Origin of the sequence: Bacillus sp. V26 (assembly GCF_034296245.1) — a bacterium.
Lineage (GTDB): Bacteria > Bacillota > Bacilli > Bacillales > Bacillaceae > Bacillus > Bacillus halotolerans.
The window spans coordinates 21,527-40,147 of sequence record NZ_JAXKQF010000002.1 but is presented as its reverse complement, the minus strand read 5'-3'; the positions used below and the strand labels follow the sequence as shown (position 1 = coordinate 40,147).

Annotated in this window: 18 protein-coding genes and 2 pseudogenes; 4 read left to right on the top strand and 16 right to left on the bottom strand. The window is 42.2% G+C overall.

What is annotated here, in order from left to right:
• The first annotated feature begins 139 nt into the window (after window positions 1-139).
• Window positions 140-787, top strand: a complete 648-nt coding sequence (locus UJ203_RS07480; protein ID WP_024120704.1) for a spore coat protein — start codon at window positions 140-142, stop codon at window positions 785-787.
• Here UJ203_RS07480 and UJ203_RS07475 read toward each other — a convergent pair.
• Window positions 719-1,686: pseudogene (locus tag UJ203_RS07475) on the bottom strand (hypothetical protein). The gene UJ203_RS07480 and the pseudogene UJ203_RS07475 overlap by 69 nt on opposite strands.
• 121 nt (window positions 1,687-1,807) lie before the next feature.
• Complete coding sequence (locus UJ203_RS07470) at window positions 1,808-2,377, bottom strand: YhcN/YlaJ family sporulation lipoprotein (RefSeq protein ID WP_105955262.1); 570 nt, start codon at window positions 2,375-2,377, stop codon at window positions 1,808-1,810.
• 154 nt (window positions 2,378-2,531) lie between these two features.
• On the opposite strand from UJ203_RS07470, the gene UJ203_RS07465 reads away from it, so the two are divergent.
• On the top strand, window positions 2,532-2,966 hold the full coding sequence (locus tag UJ203_RS07465; protein WP_322009591.1) for a hypothetical protein: 435 nt from the start codon (window positions 2,532-2,534) through the stop codon (window positions 2,964-2,966).
• Between the two features lie 42 nt (window positions 2,967-3,008).
• Here UJ203_RS07465 and UJ203_RS07460 read toward each other — a convergent pair whose 3' ends face one another.
• Window positions 3,009-4,400 carry an L-cystine transporter gene (locus UJ203_RS07460; RefSeq protein ID WP_248338484.1) on the bottom strand — a complete coding sequence of 464 codons (1,392 nt, stop codon included), beginning with the start codon at window positions 4,398-4,400 and terminating at the stop codon, window positions 3,009-3,011.
• 172 nt (window positions 4,401-4,572) lie between these two features.
• On the opposite strand from UJ203_RS07460, the gene UJ203_RS07455 reads away from it, so the two are divergent.
• Window positions 4,573-5,652: a diguanylate cyclase gene (locus UJ203_RS07455; protein WP_322009584.1), complete on the top strand. Its 1,080-nt coding sequence runs from the start codon at window positions 4,573-4,575 to the stop codon at window positions 5,650-5,652.
• Between the two features lie 2 nt (window positions 5,653-5,654).
• Here the strand turns inward: UJ203_RS07455 and UJ203_RS07450 are convergent, their stop codons facing one another.
• Window positions 5,655-6,485, bottom strand: a complete 831-nt coding sequence (locus tag UJ203_RS07450) for a MetQ/NlpA family ABC transporter substrate-binding protein (RefSeq protein ID WP_322009582.1) — start codon at window positions 6,483-6,485, stop codon at window positions 5,655-5,657.
• Window positions 6,486-6,929: 444 nt separating this feature from the next.
• Here UJ203_RS07450 and cspB point away from each other — a divergent pair, with 444 nt between their 5' ends.
• Window positions 6,930-7,133: a cold shock-like protein CspB gene (gene cspB / locus UJ203_RS07445; protein ID WP_010333511.1), complete on the top strand. Its 204-nt coding sequence runs from the start codon at window positions 6,930-6,932 to the stop codon at window positions 7,131-7,133.
• A 91-nt stretch (window positions 7,134-7,224) separates the two neighbouring features.
• Here the strand turns inward: cspB and UJ203_RS07440 are convergent, their stop codons facing one another.
• From UJ203_RS07440 to prkA, 12 genes and pseudogenes are all read right to left on the bottom strand, one after another.
• On the bottom strand, window positions 7,225-8,166 hold the full coding sequence (locus UJ203_RS07440; protein ID WP_322009579.1) for an ABC transporter permease: 942 nt from the start codon (window positions 8,164-8,166) through the stop codon (window positions 7,225-7,227).
• Complete coding sequence (locus UJ203_RS07435; RefSeq protein ID WP_322009577.1) at window positions 8,159-9,076, bottom strand: ABC transporter ATP-binding protein; 918 nt, start codon at window positions 9,074-9,076, stop codon at window positions 8,159-8,161. The genes UJ203_RS07440 and UJ203_RS07435 overlap by 8 nt, the downstream gene beginning before the upstream one ends.
• A gap of 16 nt (window positions 9,077-9,092) precedes the next feature.
• Window positions 9,093-9,791, bottom strand: coding sequence for an ABC transporter ATP-binding protein (locus tag UJ203_RS07430; RefSeq protein WP_101863743.1), 699 nt, complete (start codon window positions 9,789-9,791; stop codon window positions 9,093-9,095).
• Window positions 9,788-10,159: a GntR family transcriptional regulator gene (locus UJ203_RS07425; protein WP_322009574.1), complete on the bottom strand. Its 372-nt coding sequence runs from the start codon at window positions 10,157-10,159 to the stop codon at window positions 9,788-9,790. The genes UJ203_RS07430 and UJ203_RS07425 overlap by 4 nt, the downstream gene beginning before the upstream one ends.
• 5 nt (window positions 10,160-10,164) lie before the next feature.
• On the bottom strand, window positions 10,165-10,944 hold the full coding sequence (locus UJ203_RS07420) for a hypothetical protein (RefSeq protein ID WP_322009572.1): 780 nt from the start codon (window positions 10,942-10,944) through the stop codon (window positions 10,165-10,167).
• Window positions 10,945-11,115: 171 nt separating this feature from the next.
• Window positions 11,116-11,490, bottom strand: coding sequence for a hypothetical protein (locus tag UJ203_RS07415; protein WP_024120693.1), 375 nt, complete (start codon window positions 11,488-11,490; stop codon window positions 11,116-11,118).
• Window positions 11,491-11,502: 12 nt separating this feature from the next.
• Window positions 11,503-12,033 carry an NAD(P)H-dependent oxidoreductase gene (locus UJ203_RS07410; RefSeq protein WP_003224063.1) on the bottom strand — a complete coding sequence of 177 codons (531 nt, stop codon included), beginning with the start codon at window positions 12,031-12,033 and terminating at the stop codon, window positions 11,503-11,505.
• A gap of 22 nt (window positions 12,034-12,055) precedes the next feature.
• Entirely contained in the window at window positions 12,056-13,660 is a 1,605-nt protein-coding gene (locus tag UJ203_RS07405) for an MFS transporter (RefSeq protein WP_095713765.1), read from the bottom strand.
• 40 nt (window positions 13,661-13,700) lie between these two features.
• Window positions 13,701-14,367, bottom strand: a pseudogene (locus UJ203_RS07400) (HlyD family efflux transporter periplasmic adaptor subunit).
• 35 nt (window positions 14,368-14,402) lie between these two features.
• Window positions 14,403-14,867, bottom strand: a complete 465-nt coding sequence (locus tag UJ203_RS07395; RefSeq protein ID WP_101860915.1) for a MarR family transcriptional regulator — start codon at window positions 14,865-14,867, stop codon at window positions 14,403-14,405.
• A 159-nt stretch (window positions 14,868-15,026) separates the two neighbouring features.
• Entirely contained in the window at window positions 15,027-16,205 is a 1,179-nt protein-coding gene (gene yhbH / locus UJ203_RS07390) for a sporulation protein YhbH (RefSeq protein ID WP_095713766.1), read from the bottom strand.
• A 178-nt stretch (window positions 16,206-16,383) separates the two neighbouring features.
• Window positions 16,384-18,279 (bottom strand): serine/threonine protein kinase PrkA, encoded by a 1,896-nt coding sequence (gene prkA / locus UJ203_RS07385; protein WP_024120689.1) that lies wholly within the window; start codon window positions 18,277-18,279, stop codon window positions 16,384-16,386.
• Window positions 18,280-18,621: the final 342 nt, after the last annotated feature.

The following is an 18,621-nucleotide window of genomic DNA, read 5'->3' as shown; positions in this document are numbered from 1 at the left end:
TTCCTCCCTTACATCTTGCATCATTCGTTTATTTGCTAATCACTTCGACAATCAGCATATAAATCCTGTCAGGCGCTGCATAAAACACCGCAGACAAGCACAAAATACAGCTGATCTGAAAAAAAAGGAGGAATTCGGTTTGGATCAGCAATTTCAGCAGCAATCACAGAATAAAGGGATACCAGGCAAACCGCATCAAAATCACGGCGGACATGAAATGTTTGATATGCACGAGGTGCTTTCCGGAACGCTTACTGTGCTAGATCAGTTTATGATGCTGAGACAATTCTGTAAGGATCAGGAATTATTAAACATCCTTGACCGTCAATATCAATTCATTACATCTCAATATAACTTAACGGCAGAGTGCTTCAAAACAGGAAGCGAGCCTTCACAAAAAACAGCAACTTATATGATGAAAGAAGACAACCAGACTGTTTACGGTATGCAGCCGGCACAGCCTAAGAAACCTGTTCAATCCATGAATGACATTGATGACAGCATCATCAGCCGCCAAATGCTTTGCGCTGTTAAGGCACAGGCATCTATGCTGACGATGGCTTCTCTAGAAATGACAAATCCGGCTGTAAGACGTGTACTGTCTGCGCAAATTCAGCAGTATGTCGAAATGGCTTTTGAGATTTTCCTTTACCAAAACAAACATGGTTATTACCAGGTTCCGCAGCTTGATGCGCAGGATATGGAACAACTGAGAAATTCATTTGCCCCTGCACAAGGACAAATGCCTCCGACTCAAGGCGGTATGGGCCAGCAAGGACTTCATTAAATAAAAAAAGGCATTGGATAGAAACTATCCAATGCCGCATTTTCTTCAAACGTTCTGGTAAAATCTTTTTCAAATTGATCAAGACTATCCTGCGTCGCCGCTTTAAACCCTTTCTTAAAATCCCCTTTTTTCGCTGTTTCCTTTATAATCTCCAACATAATGTCTTTCCCGTATGTTTCCGTCAGCTCATTGATCATATAAAAGCTTTGCAAATAAACATCGGTTTCATATTCCGATCGAGCTTCCTGCCAGTTCTGATCTGTCTGCAAACGGTCAAACGGCACAACAGTAAACGTGATCGGATCTATGAGCAATTCATAGTTCGCGATCCACTCGCTTAATCCTTCATGGAACCATAAGGGGAACTCATCAGGATCTGCTTCAAGCTCCCGTAATTTCTGATGAAACGCGTGATGTGTGTACTCATGAATCAATAATCTCTGATACAGATAAACCGCTACATCATCACCTTCTAAAAGCTGCTTTTTCTCTTCAGGCAATAATCCGATCAGCTGCTCCCGCTCAGAATAAAAGCCCACAACATCCAATAAACCGGAATAAGCCTCCATCTGTTTTTCATTAGGAAAAAAAATAATATCAATAGGCTTATGATTCGAATATTCAAGCATGACCTGATTAATACTCACCGCATATTCAAGCGTTTCTTTCGTTAATGGCAGTAAGGATTTTTCCTTAGAAGTGTAATAAACATCGGCCTGTTTAAATGACTCTTTCTTCATGTGCTTCGTCACTTGTTCTTTCGTTATCCCAGATGTCTGCCCTGGCAAAGACAGAATATACATCGTGCTTGATACGATGACCGAGCTTACGGCCAGCATCACAAGGACTCCGCACAGGAATAGAGCGGATGCCGCACGCTTTCCTATGCCACCCTGCAAACGTCTCCCTCCCTGAGCCGGTCCGTCTTGTACCTTTTATTTTTACTCTATGCAGCCTTAGTTCACAGCGTGTCATTTCTGCAAAGAAAAAAGCCGCACAAATTATGCGGCTTTTTATCTGTTATTCAGCTTGCGGAAAGACACGTTGTACTGTTTGACTGAATTCATCAAAGAATCCTGCAATCGGATCGCCATTTTGAATCCGTTCGCCATACCCCTGCATCCGATCAACAAAGTCTGGATTTGCAGAAACATAAACATTGTCCATGTTCTTATCAGTGTCTCTTACTTTATCGGAAATTTTCTTTTTCAGATCTTTTCCAACTTCTTTTTTCCCATTTGTTAATACAACTGCAACATAAGCTTGATTTCCGGCAACAATCACATTCGCGTGTTTAACTTCTTTCATATCGGTAATTTTATCGGCTGCATCATCAGCAACTTCCAACTTACGGTTATCATTACCGTTATTGTTATTACCATTATTCGTCATATTATTGTCAACGTTGTCACGGCTATCATTTGCATTGTTGATATTTCTTGTGCCGTTATCATTTGCCGGATTGCGGTAGTTAACATTTTCTGGCTCTGCATTATCACGTCTGCCCTCACCCTGATTGGCCATACTGCAGCCAGTCATAAGCAAAGGGATAAGAAGCATGGACGCAAGGACTTGTTTTTTTCCAAGCATGTGAATTCCTCCTTTATCACTTTACTTATAGGTTTTTCTAATTGGCTCTAAATATGCATGAAAAAATAACGGAAATGCTTTCCCGGGAAATAAAACGGTTAATTTGTCTAATCAGAGGGGAAAATATCAATACACTTATAAAGGAGGGATCACGTTGTTCAATCAGCGAAAAGGAATCAGTCCGACAGCCTTAGTTATCGGTTCAACTGTGCTTGTTGCTGCTTTATCACCGCAGATCCGGCAAAAAATCAGCGGGTTTATTACAGGTCAAATGAGCAACCGGAATTCTCAAAATAAGTCGTTTGATCTTTCTAATGTGGGAGGTATGATGAAACAGGCGTTTGGCGGAAATAATCAAGATCAATCGCAAAATCGTCAGCAAAATGGCCGTCAGCAACAGCATGCAGGCCAGCAGAAAAGCCACCCTCAACAGCATCAGTCTCAGCATAATCGCCAAACGGACACAACAACAGCCAGAAATAGACAGCAGCAATATGCAGAGCCAATCCATTTCGAACAAAGCGCAATGAATGTAATGGATGACAACACTGTAATGGAAATGCTGGAAGACTTAGAACCCGGCCGTTAAAAAAAACGTGTAATCCCCCGTGGATTACACGTTTTAATATGCCTAGGCTTCTTCCGCTTCGATCACATTGGATCGATCTTGGAATACACCAGAATCTATTTCCTTCGTAACTTTGCTGGTAATCAGCCCTGATGTCATACTTCCGCTGACATTCAGCGCAGTACGTCCCATATCAATCAACGGTTCGATAGAGATTAATAAACCGGCGAGCGCGACAGGCATATTTAACGCTGATAAAACGAGCAGCGCTGCGAATGTAGCTCCGCCGCCAACCCCGGCGACACCAAACGAACTGATAGCAACAACCGCGATCACTGAGATGATAAACGCCGGATCAAACGGATTTTGACCGATTGTCGGGGCAATCATCATCGCCAGCATAGCCGGATATATCCCGGCACAGCCATTTTGGCCGATAGATAGCCCGAACGAGCCGGCGAAATTCGCAATTCCTTCCGGGACACCCAAGCTTCTTTGTGTTTTAATATTCAGCGGCAAAGCGCCTGCGCTTGATCGTGAAGTAAATGCAAACACGAGTACAGGCAGCGCTTTTTTCAAATAAACAACCGGATTTAATCCGCTGATCGTCAGCAGAAGCAAGTGAATGATAAACATTGCAATTAACGCGGCATATGAAGCAATGACAAACATACCCAGTTTCAAAATGCTGTCAATATCACTTGTCGCAATCGTTTTTGTCATAATGGCCAACACACCGTAAGGCGTCAGTCTCAAGATGAGAGTAACAACACGCATGACAATGGCGTAAACAGCATCAATCAATTTTTTGAACGTTTCAGCCTGTTCCGGCTGTTTCCGTCTCACACCTAGAAATGCAATGCCTAGAAAAGCGGCAAAAATAACGACTCCGATCGTTGATGTCGGTCTAGCCCCTGTAAAATCCAAAAACGGATTACCAGGAAGCAGCTCAATCATTTGCTGCGGCAGTGTTTTCGCTGTCATCTCCTCTGATTTCTGTTCAAGCTCCTGTCCTCGAGAAAGCTCTGTATTTCCTTGGTCAACCTGAATCGCCTGAAGATCAAAGGAAAGGGCGGACGCAATACCAACCGCCGCGGCTACCGCTGTAGTCGCAACCAAAATCCCGATAATCAAACCGCTGATTTTCCCGAGATTTTTTGTCAGCTTCATCTTTGTAAAAGCGCCTAGAATGGAAATAAAAACAAGCGGCATGACAATCATCTGAAGCAATTTGACATATCCGCCCCCGGCAATATTAAACCAGTCGGCTGTTTGAACCACAATGTTGGAAGTCGGACCGTATATCAGCTGAAGCGCAAATCCAAAAACGATCCCCAGCCCCAGGGCAGTAAACACACGTTTTGAAAAAGAAACATGTTTCTTCTGCATGGCAAATAGCCCAATAATAAGTAAAAGTAGAATAAATACGTGCAAAATGACTAGCAAAGTCTCCAATTGAGGCAAACTCTCCCTTCAAAATTTTTCTTATATACTATATTACACAAATTCCGATAGTTCAAGTAAGAATTATTTCAGCATCAATATTTGGATAAAAAAACCCAATGAATACCGTTTTTGTTCTTTTCATTCCCCCCTTTCTTTAGTAACTTATATAAGGGTGATAATATTGCTGAAAGAACTGTTCGTAAATTTGACCATTTTAATCACATTTAATTATCTGTTCACCCACCTGTTTAAAGAAAGGTTAATACATAAAAAAGACCGCCTGTCCTTTCAGTTAATAAAAGGAACTGCCTGCGGTCTCCTCGGGGTTATTCTTATGAATTTTGGTTTGACGTATCACCATTCAATCATAGATTTTCGAAATATCCCTATTATGATCGCCGCTCTTTATGGAGGCTGGGTGTCTACGGCGGCAGCCCTGATGATAATCGCAGCAGGCCGCATGCTGATCAGCTTGAATGAATCAGCGCTGTATTCCATCATTACAATTTGCATTGCTGCCGTGCTGTCACTTATTGCATCAAGGAGAGAAAAAGTTCAGCTGAAACACGTTCTGTTACTTTTAATCATTTCAAATGGTTTCATCTCCTTTTTCTTCTATGTATTTGTTGATATCTATTCACTTAAGCTTCACTTTTACTTTTGGCTGATTTCAATTATCGGCGGCATGCTCAGCCTATATATTATCGAGCATGAAACAAATGCACATCTTTTATTTAAACAGTATAAGTTCCAGGCGCACTTTGACTTTTTGACAGGTATTTATAACCGCAGAAAGTTTGAAGAAATCACACAAGACCTGTATCAACAGGCTGCACACACTCCATCTTTACAATTTTCGCTTATTTATATGGATATCGATCACTTTAAAACCATTAACGACCAATACGGCCATCATGAGGGGGATCAGGTTCTAAAAGAGCTGGGATCCCGACTAAAACAAAATATCCGCAACACTGATCCTGCCGCACGGATCGGCGGCGAGGAATTTGCCGTCCTCTTGCCAAATTGCACGCCCGAGAAAGCATTCCAAATCGCTGAACGGATCAGGCACTCGATTAGTCATACACCGGTTGTATTAACAAACGGGGAAAAGCTTGCCGTTACGGCCTCACTGGGAGTAGCCCATTACCCCCGAAACACAGATAAGCCGGAAACCTTGCCGGTTCTTGCTGATCAAATGCTGTATAAAGCGAAAGAAAGCGGCCGAAACAAAGTATGGTTTTCCGAAAAAAAAGAATGAATTCATGTTTTGAATTCATTCTTCCAATCTGAAAGACGATGTAAAGGCAAAAAAGCGGGAACAAGCATCCCTTGATACTCCTTCTCTATAAATGCCGCTGTATCATCTGATTGATAGAGTTCAAGGATGGTTTGCAGTGTTTCGCGATCTCTGTCCTCAGCTCTGACAACAATTACATTCATATCTTCCTTCCCGGTTTGTCTGCCGCCCTTTAATGTATGCTTCTGCGGGTTCAATCCCGCTTTTTTTGCGGCGGCTGTTTTCATCACAAACACGTCAGCTCCGCTCAATACATCCTGTTGGCGTACGGTTTTCAATTTCAAGTGTTTCGGATTATCTTTTATCACATCAATTGAACCGGTTCCGTTAAATCCGTTCTTCAAAGTAAGCAAACCCGCTTCCTGCAGCAGCGTAAGGGCTCGCCCAAAATCGAGCGCTTCATCCGGGACAGCAACAACTGCACCGCGCGGAATATCTTTGATTCGCTGATATCGTTTTGAATAAATGCCCATAGGCGCTATGTATGTCGTGCCGAGCGGTGCCAGTTTATGTTTGTATTTCTTTGAAAACGACTGAAAATATGAAATGGATTGAATAGCATTGGCATCAATCTCTTTGTTAGCCAGCGCAATATCTGATTCTGCATAATCAGAGAATGGAATCAGCTGAATATCAAGCCCTTCCGCTTCAGCCTTTTTTGCGATATAGTTCCATATCGCTTCGTCCGACTCAGCAATTCCAATTTTTATCGTTTCATGTTCTGCTGACGGTGAGCATGCAGTAAATGAAATGAAAAAAATAAGAACTAAACTGCATACAAGCCACTTTTTCATTGTGACACCATACTCCTATCTATTTATTAGAGCATGCAAGCAATATCAGACATAAAAATCAGACGCTCTTCGTTGATAAACGTTGTCATTTGTAACATTGGTTAACTTTACCTTACTCATATCAGATAAGGTTGTCAATTACTATTACCCTACCTTTCCGTAAAGAGATATTAAAGTAAAAAGTCCTGCAAACATATGATCACGTATCGAAAAAACAGATACATTTCGGCAAATAAATATCAAAATGAAAAATAATATGTTATTTTCCGAAAAAAGTTTCGTTTAACAGTTGTTTTTTCTCAAAATTACTGGTAGAGTAAAGGTAATTATTTTTGTTCGAACTATCTTTAAGAAGAAAGTTTTGTAAGAGTTTTCGTCTTGGAAGTTTGTTTTAGAGCAAGAATAGTGAATTTAAGCGTTATGATCGCTTTAGGAGGAAATTTCATGTTAGAAGGTAAAGTAAAATGGTTCAACTCTGAAAAAGGTTTCGGATTCATCGAAGTAGAAGGTCAAGACGATGTATTCGTTCATTTCTCTGCTATTCAAGGCGAAGGCTTCAAAACTTTAGAAGAAGGCCAATCAGTTTCTTTCGAAATCGTTGAAGGAAACCGTGGACCACAAGCTGCTAACGTTACTAAAGAAGCGTAAGCATAAATTGATAATAAAAACTGCAGGTGCAAGCCTGCAGTTTTTATTTTAAAGAAAAAGCTGTTTTGCTTATGCAAAACAGCTTTTTTCATTAGTTCGCAATATCCCGTTTCATAAAGATTCCGAAAGCTAGCAACAGGAAGACGACAAAGTAAATCGCCAGCATCACAATAGAGAAAGTCATTGTCATCCCTTCCACTATCGGTGTTCCTTCTACATACTGCATCAGATCAACATTGGCAAATAAAATATACTTCGCCCAGTCGAACTTCATCGCCATAAATGCAGTGGCTGTCGTGCCCGTTACCAATAAAAAGATAGAAAACCCTACAGCAAGAGAGCTGTTTCTGAATACTGCGGACAGCATAAATGCCATCGTAGCCAGCATTAAAGCCGCAACAGATTCTGAGAGATACGTTTTGGCCAAATATCCCAGCATGTTTTGTTCCAATACATGACCGTCCTTATAGATTAAATGAACATTCGCGGCAGTGTCCCCGCCTGTTCCGAAAAAGACCAGTCCCAGCAAAGTTGAACCCATAAATAATATAAACAGCAATAAGAAACCAAATAAAAGAACGGTAATATATTTAGAAAGCAGAATTTGAAAACGGCTGAGCGGCCGGATCATTAACAGCTTAACCGTACCCCAGTTAAATTCGTTTGCGACGATGCCAGCTGCGATTATAATCGTGAACAGCCCAGTAAGGATTGTAAAACCGGCAGAATCCGTTACATAAGACCAAACGGTATATCCAGTGTCACTCGGGATATTATGTTCAATGCGATAGTTATTGATTGTGATCGTTTCTTCATATTGTCCTTTCAGGGAAGGATCTTCTTTCATTGCCTTCTTCAAATCAGCATTTTGTGCTTGAAGCGTTTCTTTCCACTTCGGATTTGCTTCATCGGTTGAAAAGTGGTTTGTTAAAAATGCCCACCCGATCATTGTCAAAGCAAGGATTCCGATCATCACCCATGTTCCGACACGGCTGAAAATTTTGATCCACTCATTATAAATCAAATTAAGCATGCTGAACCTCCTCTTTTGCTTCGCCTGTGATTTCTAAGAAACGGTCCTCTAATGATTTTGTAATCACTTTGACTTCATAAATGCAGATTTGCTGCATGACCAGCAATTCAATGACTGCAGGGACGTCCTCTTTAGCCAATTTGATTCCCAAACCGTTTGTCTTGATTACCGAATCATATTCTTTTAGAATCGCAGCAGCTTCCTTCGGCTGCTCCACATGGAAGAAATATGTATCCTTTTCATCAGTTATTTCATCTCTTACATTCTGAATATCGATAAGCTTTCCTTTTTGGATAATCGCAATTCGGTCACACATCAGTTCCATTTCTGACAGCAGATGGCTTGATACGATGACAGACATTCCTCTTTCTCGCGTCAGCTTCTTTAAATGGTCCCTGATTTCTCTGATTCCCGCCGGATCAAGGCCGTTTGTCGGTTCATCCAAAATCAGCACTTTCGGATCGTGCAGAAGGCATTGTGCCAAGCCGAGACGCTGTCTCATTCCCAGAGAGTAGGTTTTCACTTTATCATGGATTCTTTCTTTGAGGCCTACCAGTTCTACCACTTCATCAATTTTTTCCTTCGTGACACCCTTTACCATCCTTGCGTATTGCTGGAGATTTTTATATCCGCTTAAGAATTTATACAGCTCTGGATTCTCTACAATAGCCCCGATATGTTTGATTGCCTTGGCATAATCTTTTGTGATTGATTGGCCGCAAATGAGCACGTCACCTTGTGACAGCTTCATTAAACCGACCATCATTCTGATTGTCGTCGTTTTCCCTGCTCCGTTCGGTCCCAGAAATCCAAATACTTCGCCTTCGCGAATCGTAAAGCTCAGATGATCAATGATCGTCCGGCCTCTGATGTTTTTTGTCACATTTTTTAATTCCAATACTGTTTTCATCAAATTCCTCCTCTTTCTAGTAAACTTCCATATTCGTTTTAAACCATTGCAGCACGGACATACCTTCCTGCTCACGAATCTCTTCTACATCACGCTGTGCCATTTTTTCTCCGTCGGCGAGCACGATGACCTCGTCAAGCAGGATTTCAATTTCATCAATTTCGTGTGTCGCAATGACAACGATCTGCTGCTCAAAATCAATATAAGAAACGAGGCTGTTTACGATTGAATCCCTGACCATTGGATCAAGACCGGAAAAAGGCTCATCCAGCAGAATGACGGAAGCTTTTCTTGATAGTGCCAGCACGATTTTAAGACGGCCTCGATTCCCCTTAGAAAGCTGCTTTATCTTTTTTTCAGGCTTCAGCTGCATTTCCTCAAGCAGCTGATAGGCTTTTTCCATCTGAAAGTCAGGGAACTGTGATTCGTAAAAATCGAGCATATCTTTCACCGTAAATCCGGGATAAAACATGTCTAATTCTGTTAGATAAGCCGTCTGCTTGATCATGTCTCTTGTTACAGGCTGTTCACCCGCTTGCACTGAACCTGAAGTAGGAAACATCAATCCGGCGATTAATTTCAAGGTTGTCGATTTCCCGCTGCCATTCGAGCCCAAAAATCCGTAAATTTTTCCCGGATATAAAGTGAAGGATATATTGTTTAGCGCCGTGTGGCCGCCGTATCTCTTAGACACATTGTCAAATACAATATTCATTCCTGTCCTCCATCCGTGTATTTTTTAATGCCTGCCAGCATTTCTTCTTTTGTTAATCCCAGCTCTGCCATTTGATGAATAAAGCTTTCAAACACTTCACGGGTAAGCCTCTCTTTCAGTTCATCCACGATTTCAGCTTTGTCAGCGATAAACGTCCCTTGCCCTCTTCTTGTCTCCACAATTCCCAGCCTTTCCATTTCACTGTAGGTTCTTTGAATCGTATTCGGATTTACTTTTGTTTGAATTGCCATTTCTCTGACAGACGGCAGCTTGTCTCCGGGAACAAGCTCCTGTCTGACCAGCCTATAAAAGATTTGATCAGCAATTTGCAAATAAATCGGTTTAGAGGATTGAAAGTCTTGTCTCATGTTCTCTACACCTCAACTTTTCGCTGCAGGAGCCTGGAAGCCAGAAAAAGAAATACAGCTGCCAAAACCAGCATGACAATAATAGACGGATATGGAAGATGGAAGATGTTTAATTCCACGCTCCACCCTAAGGATCCCTTGTATGTAAAACCGACATCTCCATACGTTGTGAAATAATACAGTTTATCCAGCGGTGTCAGCCAAGGCATGATCAAATGGTCCTCTACATAAAACCACCCTACCCCCAGTAACATACAAATGAACCACCGAAACCGTCTGATGAAGGAAGAACTCGATTTTAAAGAATGAAACACAATCCACAGCAGGATCACCGCACAGGAAAGATAAGCAGTAAATACCAGCCCATAAAGATTAAAGATCAGTATAGTGCCTGCAAGCGGAACTTGATCAGCAATGAGCGCTTTTGAGTCAAGGTACTGATAAAGAAAGACTCCGTAAACTGAAATCAAAAACTGAAAAATAAATTGATAGACAAGACCGGCAGTCAGCTTCGATAGTAAAAGCGCGGCTGCGCCGTTCGGATTATATAACCATAGCTGGTTTTTCCCCTCTATACGAAGACTATTGTAGACCAGCAAAGGAGCTAAAAACACTTGAAAAATGGCAAGCATTACCCAGCATCCAAAAGCAGCTAAAGGCGCTTCAGTCAATCGTTCTACTAAAAAGCTTCCGGCAGCTAAAAGTATGACTGCACCGAGACATGCAAAAAACCGCATTTTTGACAGTCTCAAATCCTTTTTTACTAAACCCCAAAACGGTTTCATTGTTTTTCCTCCTAAAAACACTCATGAAGTGTATGACTCAAATAGTACACTAGAACTTTCTGAAATACAACATATTCCATGGATTTATTTTATAAAAAACCAAGTTTTATGCATTTAAAACAGCATAAAAAAAAGCAAACCCGCCATGAGTAAACGGATTTGCCTTTGATATTATTTCTTTTTATTTTTCATGGAGAGCAGCGCATCACGATAACTGCTGTCCTGCATTTTGTCACTTTTTTCAGTGACCTCTTTGTCTTTCTGATCTTCCTCAGAATGCTTAAACTTTTGAAGCGCCTGCCTGTAGAAGTCATCCCCAATTGAGTCACTTTTCTCTTTTTCAGAGTCAGTTTTTACAACGGCTGGGACATGCTCAGCAGCCCGTGCTTCAGCAGGGTATTGCGCTTCGTTTTCTTCCTCTTCTGGAGGGGCGATTTTTTCAGCTGTTTCTCGCTTCTCGAGTCCAGCAGAGGCATTGCGGACGTTATACGTGATAAGGCCCGCAATCACAATGACAGCAGCAATAATTGCTATAATAATGGCCATTTTAACCTCTCCTTACTGTCCGGCTGTTAAGTTTCCTGTGACTTGGCTGACGCGTCTTCCTAATGCGCGGCCCAGCTGGATACCTTCCTCAGACATTAACTCATCACTGTCTACAGGGCAAGTGACGCCCGCTCCGTAGTAAGAACCGTACAGCGCGTTTTCAGGCACATTGCCAGGCAGACCGACAACAATCATCCCTTGGTGGAACATTGGCGTGATTAAGTTGTGCATTGTCATTTCCAAGCCGCCGTGTGTTGTTGCCGTTGTGCAGAATACTGCGCCGACTTTGTTGATCAGCTCGCCTTCAGCCCATAAGTAGCCGAGTCTGTCGATCCAAGTTTTCAGACCTGCACTGATTGTTCCGAAATGCCCGGGGCATCCCCAAATAATCGCGTCCATGTCTTTAAGCTTGCGGATATCCGCCTGATCTACGTGGTCGATGAATACTTCAGCCGCGTCGTTTTCCCGAGCGCCTTCAGCAATCGCTTCTGCCAATACCTTTGTATGTTCGCCTTCACTGTCATACACTACATAAATTTTCATTCAGGAAACCTCCCTGTACAGTTTAAGATTCCTTAACTTCTTTTGGAGCCGGAAGCAATGAAAGCTCCTCTTTTTTCTTTTTCTCCGCACGCAATTTATCTTTTCTGACATCACGCAGGAAAAGACTGAGAATCACACCTGCCACACAGAATAATGTCGCCCACATAAAGGCGTCATTAATCCCCATGACGTTTGAATCGAGTGTCGCGTGTTTATAAATATGTGAGTAAACATACGTTTTCGCTGTTTCATAAGGCACATTCATATTCACCATTATATTCGAAACTGCATTTTGGAACGCATGGAGGAAGTTCGGGTCCGCCGTGCTTGTTTTATCTGCAATTTGTGAATAATGGAATGTCGTGCGGTTTGTATAAATCGTCGTAATTAAGCTTGTTCCAATTGATCCGCTGATTTGGCGGAGCGTGTTGCTCATCGCCGTTCCGTGACTGTTCAGACGGGCAGGAAGCTGGTTCATCCCGGCTGTCATGACAGGCATCATTAAGAGTGACATACCGAATGCGCGAATTGAGTATACAAGCATAATGTGTGTATATGGTGTATCGATGGTCAATTGCGTATATTGGAATGTTGTCACCACTGTCACGACCAGACCGATAATCGCAAGCGGTCTCGGGCCGAATTTATCAAACAAAATACCTGAGATCGGTGACATGATCAGCATCACGATCGCACCCGGAAGCAGAAGCAGACCGGATTGAAGCGCCGTAAATCCGACCAGGTTTTGCAGATAGATCGGTAACAGGAACATACCAGTGTAAAGTGCCACTGTAATAATGATATTAATAACACTTGAGAGTGAGAAAATGTCGTATTTAAACACTCTGAAATCAAGCATCGGATCATCATGGCGCAATTGCTGAACAACAAAAGCAATAATTGCAATGACGCCGATTATAACTGTAGACAGTACAATCGGATCGGTCCAGCCGTCAGAACCCGCTTCACTGACTCCGTATAATAAGGATGCGAAACCGACAATTGAGAGGATCGCTCCAAGAGTGTCGAGTTTGATTTTTTGCGGCTCCACCAAATTCTTAAAGATGAAGAAAGCCACGATGATAACAATTGCGCCGATCGGCACAAGTCCGTAAAACATGATGCGCCATGTGTAATGCTCAATAATCCACCCAGAAAGAGTCGGGCCGACCGCTGGAGCAAACATCATCGCAAGTCCGAAAATCCCCATTCCTTTCCCCCTGCTTTCAGGCGGGAAGATTAACAGAATGGTTGTCATAACGAGCGGCTGCAAGATACCTCCGCCCACGGCCTGGATCAAACGGCCGATCAGCATTACAGAGAAGTTAGGTGCGATACCGCAGACTAACGTACCGAGCGTAAAACAGAACATGGCGACGAGAAAGAGACTCCGTTGGCCAAAACGTGTAATCAGGAAGGCAGATAACGGAATCAATACGCCGTTAACAAGCATGTAACCTGTTGTCAGCCACTGAATCGTCGTTGCACTTACGCCAAATTCAGTCATTAAGTGCGGCATTGCGACGTTAAGCAATGTTTGGTTTAGTATTGCCAAAAACAAACCCGCCATTAGCACAATCAGCAATGTCATAGGGCTTTTTGTATTTTTTTCTTTGCCTGTAGCCATCTAAGACAACCTCCTTTCATGGTTTGATGACTGATCTGTTTTACTCAGAAATCTTAACAGATGCATTCATACCTGGAAGCACCTTATCAGATGGGTTTTTGATTGAAATTTTCACAGGAACTTTTTGCGTTACTTTTGTGTAGTTTCCGCTTGAATTTGTAGATGGAAGCATATCAAAAGTTGAGTTAGTCGCATAGCCAATTTCTTCTACAGTACCGTCAAAAGTTGTATCAGGATCTCCGTCAACTACTACGTCTACACTATTTCCTACTTCAACATCCGCAATATCTGTTTCTTTAATATTTGCTGTGATGTACAGGTTGTCCATGTCAATCGTTTGCGCAATTGTAGTACCAGCTTGAACGGTTTGTCCGTTTTTCACTTCGTTTTTCACAATTGTTCCATCCATGATGGATTTTACATCAACAGTTTGTTCACCTTTGATTTTTGCAACTGTGTCGCCTTTTTTCACTGTTTTTCCTTCTTCAAGATCCCAGTCGGATACTTTACCTGCTGCTGGAGCTGAGATAGCTGCCATATCGCCGGCTACTTTTGCTTCATCTGTTTTTACGTAGTTTGTGCTTTGATAATAGTAATAAGCACCTCCGCCTATAATTGCAAGAACAACAATCAAACCGATAATGTTGGTCAGAATTAAACGTCCTCTGTTCATTTTGTTTTTCTCCTTTCGTTTCTTCCTCTATCATTTTGTGGAAAGCTGGTGAAAATATGTGGGAAGTTTTCAATTACCGCTTTTTTCTGCACAGCCTTCAGCGAGCTTAGATAAACTCCCGGCAAGCTTACGCAAATATTGAAGCTGAGACGTGTCAAGCTTCTGATACAGGCTTGCGCCCAAATTCGCGTATTGCACAGCGGCTTTCTGTAAAAGTTTTTCCCCCTCTTCGGTTAACTGAATCATGACGATACGGCGGTCACCCGGACTGTCATATCGATTCATCAATTGCCGGTTATATAGGATATCGGTCATCCGGGTCACAGAAGCAGGCTTAAGATCAAGAGACATGGCCAGCTTGCTGAGCGGCGTGCTTCCGCTTTGATGAATTTTAAACATCAGTAAATATTGAAGGACTGTAATATCAAAAGGCTCAAGCACAATCTCCAATATCTTCTTCTGTTTTTTATAGATAGCCCGAGACGTATCGAAGAGCTGTTCAAAAGTGAGCAAAGCACGTTCTGATTCAGTCAACTCCTTTTCACCTCATTCCTCAATAATAGTTCACAAGATAAAATATTAATAAATGAAAGAAGATTTGTCAAAGGAAAAATTCCTTTTTTCTTCTTATTTTTTTCGTAATCGCTTTCTTACTTTTTTTAAATAAAAAAAAGCCCTGAAATGGGCTCTTCACTAGGATAATTGATGGCTGATGCCAGTTTCTTCATTTCTAAAAAAGTTCTTCAGCGCCTGAAAAACGTCTGACTTCTGCTTTAAAATATAGTATTTGAATTTCTCGTCTTTCACATTTTTATAAGCCGACATTAACGTTGAGTGTCTATTGTATTGATTGACCTCGCCATAACAGAATAAATTTGCTTTCTTCATAATATCATTCACCAATTTCACGCACCGGGCATTATCAGATGTGAGATTGTCGCCGTCAGAGAAATGAAAAGGGTAAATATTATAACGGGCGGGGCTGTATTTTTCATCGATCAGCTCAAGCGATTTTCGATATACGGAAGAACAGATTGTTCCGCCGCTTTCTCCCTTTGAAAAGAAATCTTCCTCAGACACAACTTTCGCTTCTGTATGATGGGCAATAAATTCAATTTCAACTGTTTCATATTTCGTCCGTAAAAAGCGGGTCATCCAGAAAAAGAAGCTTCTCGCCATGTACTTTTCCCACACGCCCATACTGCCGCTCGTATCCATCATTGCTAACACGACAGCTTTTGACTCAGGCTTCGTGACATCATTCCATGTTTTATATTTTAAGTCCTCCGGATAAATCGGATAGAAAGACGGCTTCCCTGTCATCGCGTTGCGTTTAAAAGCCGACATCATTGTTCTTTTCTTATCAATATTACCGGTTAACCCTGTTTTACGGATATCGTTAAACTCAATATCCGTGTGGATGATATTATCTCTTTCTTTTTGCTGAAGATTCGGAAGCTCTAATTCTTTGAAGAGCGCTTCTTCTAAATCCATTAGTGAAACTTCTGCTTCATAATAATCTTCGCCTGCCTGATCTCCGGCTCCCTGGCCTTTACCCGGCCCCTGCTTTTTGTCTGATCCGTCCCGGGCTACAACATCTCCAACCTGGCTGTCGCCGTCCCCTTGCCCTACATGTTTATTTTTATCGTAGTTATAGCGGATTTTATACTCATCCAGTGATCGGATTGGAATTTTCACTACATCTTTGCCGTTAGACATAATAATGCTTTCCTCGGTTACGAGATCCGGGAGATTGTTTTTTATGGCTTCCTGTACTTTTTTTTGGTGGCGCTGCTGGTCATCGAAGCCTTTGCGATGGAGGGACCAGTTTTCCTCAGAAATTAAAAAATGGCCGCTGTCATTTTGGGACATGAATTCCCCTCCTTAACCATTTGTGGTCGTGATACATACCTATTCCGGCTTGTGCCAGATTATGAAACAAGTCTTTCGAAAAGATTTATATTCATCATATGCGCATAAGTACAGTTAATTGACAAACTATTTAGAAAATGGTACAAAACAACCCGCCCTGTTCGGACGGGTCACTTGCTTATCGGTTCAGCAGGCTGCCGACGTATTTCAGCAGCTCATTGGCACTCGTCGAGTTGTAGCCGTGCTCATCAATTAAACGGGCTACGACTTCATTTACTTTCTTCAGCTGCTGCTCATCAGGCGTTTTCGTTGAGGTCGTAATTTTAACGACATCCTTCAAATCAGCAAACAATTTTTTCTGAATGGCTTCACGCAGTCTTTCATGGGAATTGTAGTCAAACCGCTTTCCTTTTCTCGCATAAGCGGAGATGCGGATTAAGATTTCTTCGCGGAACGCTTTTTTCGCGTTTTCGGAAATGCCGATCTGTTCTTCGATCGATCTCATCAGCTTTTCGTCCGGATTCATTTCTTCCCCTGTCAAAGGATCACGCAGCTTATTTTTATTGCAATAAGCCTCTACGTTGTCGAGATAATTATCCATGAGCGTTTTGGCTGATTCTTCATATGAATACACAAACGCTTTTTGGACTTCCTTCTTCGCAATATCATCATATTCCTTACGGGCTGCAGAAATAAAATTCAAGTACCGCTCCCGATCCTCGTTTGAAATAGACGGATGCTGATCAAGTCCTTCTTTTAAAGAACGGAGAACATCAAGGGAATTGATCGACTCCATATTTTTTCTGATAATGGTTGAAGAAATGCGGTTGATCACGTAGCGCGGGTCAATTCCGCTCATCCCCTCATCATTATATTCTTTCTTCATGTCCTCAACGTCTACTGAATTAAAGCCTTCCACACTTTCTCCGTCATACAGTCTCATTTTCTTCACCAGATCAATATCAGACCGCTTCGGCTCTTTTAATCTCGTAAGGATTGAAAACATCGCGGCGACCTTAAGGGTGTGAGGAGCAATATGAACATCCGATACATCACTTTCTGCGATCATTTTTTCATAAATTCTTTCTTCCTCAGACACTTTTAAGTTATAAGGAACAGGCATCACAATAATTCTGGAGTGCAGGGCTTCGTTTTTCTTATTAGAAATAAATGAGCGATACTCCGTTTCATTCGTGTGAGCTACGATCAGCTCATCAGCAGAAATTAACGCAAATCGCCCGGCTTTAAAATTCCCTTCCTGTGTCAGTGAGAGCAAATGCCAGAGAAACTTCTCATCACATTTCAGCATCTCCTGAAACTCCATCATGCCTCGGTTCGCCTTGTTCAGCTCTCCGTCAAACCGGTAGGCGCGCGGATCAGATTCAGAACCGTACTCGGCAATGGTTGAAAAATCAATACTTCCCGTCAAATCGGCAATATCCTGAGATTTCGGGTCAGACGGGCTGAAGGTGCCGATTCCAGTACGCTTATCCTCAGAAAAGAAGATCCGCTCCACCCTCACATCTTCAATACGCCCTCCGTACTCTTCCTCCAGCCTCATCACATTTAATGGTGAAAGACTTCCTTCTATTCTAATGCCGTATTCTCTGTAAAAATCCTCCCGCAAATGATGAGGGATTAAATGAAGGGGGTCCTCGTGCATCGGGCAGCCTTTAATCGCGTATACAGCACCATTATCCGTCAGCGTGTACGCTTCAAGACCTTTTTTGAGCATCGTGACCAGCGTTGACTTACCGCCGCTCACAGGGCCCATTAAAAGCAGAATCCGCTTTCTGACATCAAGCCTTTTCGCAGCCGGATGAAAATATTCTTCCACAAGGCGCTCGAGGGATTCTTCAAGCCCGAACAGCTCGCGGTCAAAAAAGCTGTACTTCTTCCGTCCGTCAATCTCCTCTATCCCGCTGTCTTTTATCATATTAAAAACACGAGAATGAGCAGATTGCGCGACCATTGGATTCTCTTTAATAATCTCCAAATAATCAGCGAATGTTCCTTCCCATTTCAGACGCTGCTCTTCCTCTCTGTACTTTTCAATTTTCTTTAATATATCCATAAGGACCTCCTCTATCATGTTTGATGCGCTGTGCAAAAAAAGGTACTTTGATACAATCTATGCCGTCAGCTCGTGATACATGCTTTGGTTTCTTAAAAATAAAGATACCTTATACAGCGTTGACAAGGCAGACTGCGTGCGTTCATAATAAAGAAAATACAGAATCATCCAGACTCGGACAGCAGGAAAAATTGAAGAGGGGGAGAGACGGTGAAAACAATCATCATGATGGGAGTCATTGTCACTTTTTTAGTATCAATTTTTACCGCAGGGTACGATAGCAAGCCGGGAAAAGAATAAAAAGAAAAGGGTGCTCCCTCCTGAGAGCACCCTTTTTCTTTG